We start from the raw sequence: 4,352 nt of genomic DNA, 5'->3' as shown, positions 1-4,352 counted from the left end.
ATATTCTTTTGGCTCACCAACAGATAGACCACCGACAGAGTATCCATCCATATCAAGTTCTATAGTCCTAAGCGCGCTTTCTCTTCTTAAATCTTCGTAAGTTGACCCTTGAATTATTCCAAATAATGCTTGATTTGGATTTTTCTTTGCTTTTTTTGACCTTTCAAGCCATCTGATAGTTCTTTTAAGACTTTCTAAAGCGTACTGATGGCTGGAAGGATAAGGTGGGCATTCATCTAAAGGCATCATTATATCACTGCCGATTATTTCTTGAATTTCAACGACAAACTCCGGTGTGAAAAAATGCCATGAACCATCTAAATGAGATTTAAACTTTACACCTTCTTCTGTAATTACAACCTGCGCCTTTTGTTTACCTTCTTTCTCCTTTCCGGCTGCTAAAGAAAAAACCTGAAACCCTCCACTGTCCGTTAAAATCGGTTTTTGCCAAGATGAAAAATTATGAAGTCCGCCGAATTTCTTTAAAACTTCAAGGCCCGGTCTTAAATATAAATGGTATGTATTTCCAAGAATTATCTGTGCGTTTATCTCTTCAAGATGTTTCATCGTTATGGCTTTGACCGTTCCCTGGGTACCAACCGGCATAAATATAGGTGTATCTATCTCTCCGTGAGGTGTGTATATCTTTCCACGTCTTGCGTTGCCATCTTCTTTTAAAAGCTCAAACTTAAACAGCTTTTACCTCCGTTTTTATGAATTTTTATTAAAATAATAAAATTCTTAACCAAATGCAGAATAGCAATAATATTATCTCTTATCTCCTCATCTTTCGCTAAGATGTTCCAATTTTAACCAAATCCAAAAATTAATTTAACCTTTTGATTGTCATTCTACAGCTAGTGAAAAATCTCCTTTCTTTTTTATTTATCATTTACTTACTTTACTTTTTTAAAAGAGGAGATCCTTCGGCTTGTAGCCTCAGGATGACAAGGAAAGGTAAATTTACAAAAATTTTGAAACACTATCATTTTACAGCTTGCAAAAATTTTTCCAGCACTTCTCAGTCTTTCGCCATATTTTACAACTTAGAAAGTAAGGCATCTATTAAATCTTCCTCGTTTATAAATATCTCCTGGTCGCCTGATGTCATATCTTTAAGCTCTAATTTATCAGATACAAAAATTACGTACTTAGCATTAAATTTATTTGCTGTTTTTAGCATTGATTTTAAACTTCCTTCTTTTAAGAGTAGCTCTGTTTGAATGTGCTTTTCTCTTGTCTTTTCCGAAAGTTTTAAAGCTTGTATATAATAATCTTGGTTTAATGGAATGATTACGATTAATGGTTTCTCCGGTGGTAAGTCTTTGACTAATAAGATAAGTCTCTCTATACCTGCTGCAAAGCCGAGTGCTGGCGTTGGTGGTCCTCCAGTTGTTCTACAAGATTATCATATCTTCCACCTGCTGCAATTGTCCCCTGAGAACCTATTTCCTGAGAGATAAACTCAAAAACAGTATGGGTGTAATAATCAAGACCCCTAACAAGTCTTGGATTTTCTATAAAATCAACGCTGATAGCTTTTAAGCTTTCTTTTATCTTTTCAAATCTTTCTATTGCCTCTTTTGGAAGACTTTCTGTTATTTTTGGTGCATCTTTTGTTATCTCTTTACAGCTTTCTACCTTACAATCTAAAACTCTAAGTGGATTTTCATGAATTCTTCTTCTGCAATCTTGACATAAAGAGTTTTCATAATTTTTTAAATATTCAATCAGCTTTGATATATACTCTTTTCTTGATTGAAAATCGCCAAGTGTATTTATTTCAAGTCTAAAGTCTATTTTAAGATTTTTAAGTATTTTGTAAACCATGCTGATAAGCTCAACATCCGCTAAGTACGAAGAAACTCCAAATATTTCTGCTCCGATTTGGTGAAATTGTCTATATCTTCCTGCTTGTGGTCTTTCGTATCTAAACATTGCTCCTTCATAAAACAGTTTATGGTATCCGCCTTCTGCGTACATCTTTTCTTCTATGTAAGCTCTAACGCAACCTGCTGTACCCTCCGGTCTAAGTGCAACATCTCTACCGCCTTTATCTGTAAAAACATACATCTCTTTTTGAACTATATCCGTTGCCTCACCAACAGACCTTTTGAATAACGATACATCTTCAACGTAAGGAAGGATTATTTCTTGGAAGTTATAATCTAAAAATGTTTTTCTGAATGTATCTACTATATATCTGTATTTTTTTGCGTTTTCTCCGTATATATCCTGAAATCCTCTGATTTTTTGGATTTTTTCCAACATCAACCTCCACCAACAAAATGAACTATCTCAACCTTGTCTCCATCTTTCAAAACAAATGTATCGTACTCACTTTTTGGAATTACATCAAAGCCTACCGCAACGGCAAAGTTTGGTGCTTTTATTTGTAACTCTTTTACTAATTCTGATATCGTCATTTGTTCTTTTTCAAACTCTTTTAAAACGCCGTTTACATATAGCTTCATATGAACACCTCACATGCCTATGATGTTATAGCCTGCATCAACATGTAATATTTCTCCTGTTATGCCTGATGATAAATCAGAACATAAAAATAGTGCCGCTTTCCCAACTTCTTCTATGGTTACATTTCTTTTAAGTGGTGCTCTTTCGGCTGATATTTTTTGAATTTCGTTGAAATCTGAAATTCCCATTGCTGCCAAGGTCTTGATTGGTCCGGCTGATATGCAGTTAACTCTTATACCTTTTTCTCCAAGGTCTCTTGCAAGATATTTTACAGATGCCTCTAATGCTGCTTTTGCAACACCCATAACGTTATAATTATAAACAACCTTTTCAGCGCCGTAATATGACAGCGTTAATAAACTTGCACCTTCATTTAGTATTGGTAAAAATTCTCTTGCTATGGCTGTAAACGAGTAAACACTTATATCCATAGCCTGTAAAAATGACTGTCTATCCACAGTATAATAGTAATCTTTTAAATATTCCTTGTTGGCAAAGGCTATTGAGTGAACGATTATATCAACGCTACCCCACTTTTCTTTAACAGCTTCAAACAAACTTTTAATCTCTTCATCCTTAGAAACATCACATTTAACAACAAGGTCGGAATTAAACTCTTGAGCTATTGGTCTAACTCTTTTTTCTATCCTTTCATCAAGATAATTAAATCCAAGTATAGCTCCGTTTTCATAGAAAACCTTAGCTATTCCGTAAGCTATACTTTTATCGTTAGCTACTCCAAGGATCAATGCTTTTTTGTTTTCTAAAATTTTCACTTTTATCCTCCATTCCGTATTCTATAATAGATGATGCTACTAAATACATCAATCCTATACCGATCGCTGTAAAATAACTTGCTCCACCTTGTCTTGCAAGTTCAATATAAAAATTTTTTTCATCTGTTAATTTACTTTTTATCTCTTGAACCTTTGATTTTGCATACTCATAGTATAAGTAGTTTCCAAACATTCCTATGAATATAGAAATAGCTAAATTTGTCAAAACTATAACCAAAGGGTCTGTATTCATTTTCGTTTGAATAATTTGAAGTATAAGACTGAAAATCATAAATCCAAAAGCATGGGGGTACATTTTTCTATATCCAAACCACAAAAGACCAAAGAAAAAAGCTGCCCAGTTCCAGCTTATTTTATTTTCTGCAATCTCTTCCCATTTAGATATGTAGTAATCTGCATTTTTTCCAACAAATATTCTTAACTCTTCTCTCTCTTGCTGGGTCATTTAGTCCCTCATGGTTGCTGTTTCATTTTCATTGTAAATAGCTTCCCAACCTGCAGGTGTTTTGAAAACTCTTATACATTTTATTTTTCTGTTTTCGTCAAGCTCAAACCAGTGTCTTGCTCCCGCCGGCACAACGATTAACTCCCCAGCTTCTACATGAATATCTACAATATCGTCTTCTATTTTTACCGGAAATATACCGCTACCATCAACTACAAATCTAACTTCATCATCTATATGGTGATGCTCTCTTTTAAATTTAGCCATTAGACCATCAAGATTTGGAGTTTTTTCAGATAAAACAACTATATCTTCTGTAATGTATCCCATTTTTTCTTTCAATTCTTTCAATTCTTTTTCGTATGCTTGAATTATGGCTTTTGAATTTTCTTCATCTATGTTGTAATTTTTTCTAACATCTTCCGGAAGTCTATCAACGCCCCAAACGTCATAAACTACACCATACTGAGACAAAAATGATTTTATCTCTTCTGGATTTTCTATTACCTTACCGCTTTTTCTGAAAACTAATCTTGCCATATTTAACCTCCTAAGTATTATTTTCAAGCCATGGCTTATAGTTTAAAATCTGTTCAAATGTATAAGGACATCTTTCTGGAAAATCTTTTTCTGTT

Annotated in this window: 7 protein-coding genes; all 7 read right to left on the bottom strand. The window is 33.8% G+C overall.

Annotated elements, in window-relative coordinates:
* Positions 1 to 696: tRNA guanosine(34) transglycosylase Tgt (locus SULYE_RS06510; protein WP_043989206.1), on the bottom strand; the 696-nt coding region annotated here is incomplete at its 3' end.
* A 343-nt stretch (positions 697 to 1,039) separates the two neighbouring features.
* Complete coding sequence (locus SULYE_RS08765; protein ID WP_343122148.1) at positions 1,040 to 1,267, bottom strand: hypothetical protein; 228 nt, start codon at positions 1,265 to 1,267, stop codon at positions 1,040 to 1,042.
* Positions 1,268 to 1,347: 80 nt separating this feature from the next.
* A complete protein-coding gene (hisS, locus tag SULYE_RS06505; protein ID WP_408054948.1) occupies positions 1,348 to 2,271 on the bottom strand; it encodes a histidine--tRNA ligase in 924 nt (307 codons plus the stop codon).
* Positions 2,271 to 2,474 (bottom strand): sulfur carrier protein ThiS, encoded by a 204-nt coding sequence (gene thiS, locus SULYE_RS06500; protein WP_007547734.1) that lies wholly within the window; start codon positions 2,472 to 2,474, stop codon positions 2,271 to 2,273. The genes hisS and thiS overlap by 1 nt, the downstream gene beginning before the upstream one ends.
* 9 nt (positions 2,475 to 2,483) lie before the next feature.
* Positions 2,484 to 3,251: an enoyl-ACP reductase FabI gene (locus SULYE_RS06495; protein ID WP_007547732.1), complete on the bottom strand. Its 768-nt coding sequence runs from the start codon at positions 3,249 to 3,251 to the stop codon at positions 2,484 to 2,486.
* On the bottom strand, positions 3,205 to 3,717 hold the full coding sequence (locus SULYE_RS06490) for a DUF2628 domain-containing protein (RefSeq protein WP_007547731.1): 513 nt from the start codon (positions 3,715 to 3,717) through the stop codon (positions 3,205 to 3,207). Before SULYE_RS06490 ends, SULYE_RS06495 begins: the two co-directional genes overlap by 47 nt.
* Entirely contained in the window at positions 3,718 to 4,257 is a 540-nt protein-coding gene (locus tag SULYE_RS06485) for a cupin domain-containing protein (protein ID WP_007547730.1), read from the bottom strand.
* Positions 4,258 to 4,352: the final 95 nt, after the last annotated feature.

Source organism: Sulfurihydrogenibium yellowstonense SS-5, assembly GCF_000173615.1.
GTDB classification, from domain to species: domain Bacteria; phylum Aquificota; class Aquificia; order Aquificales; family Hydrogenothermaceae; genus Sulfurihydrogenibium; species Sulfurihydrogenibium yellowstonense.
The sequence above is the reverse complement of the archived record's forward strand: the minus strand, read 5'-3'. Positions and strand labels throughout refer to the sequence as shown.

Coding starts and splice junctions, on each gene's coding strand:
- hisS (WP_408054948.1), bottom strand. CDS start 2,271: ATGTTGGAAAAAATCCAAAAAATCAGAGGATTTCAGGATATATACGGA.
- thiS (WP_007547734.1), bottom strand. CDS start 2,474: ATGAAGCTATATGTAAACGGCGTTTTAAAAGAGTTTGAAAAAGAACAA.
- SULYE_RS06490 (WP_007547731.1), bottom strand. CDS start 3,717: ATGACCCAGCAAGAGAGAGAAGAGTTAAGAATATTTGTTGGAAAAAAT.
- SULYE_RS06485 (WP_007547730.1), bottom strand. CDS start 4,257: ATGGCAAGATTAGTTTTCAGAAAAAGCGGTAAGGTAATAGAAAATCCA.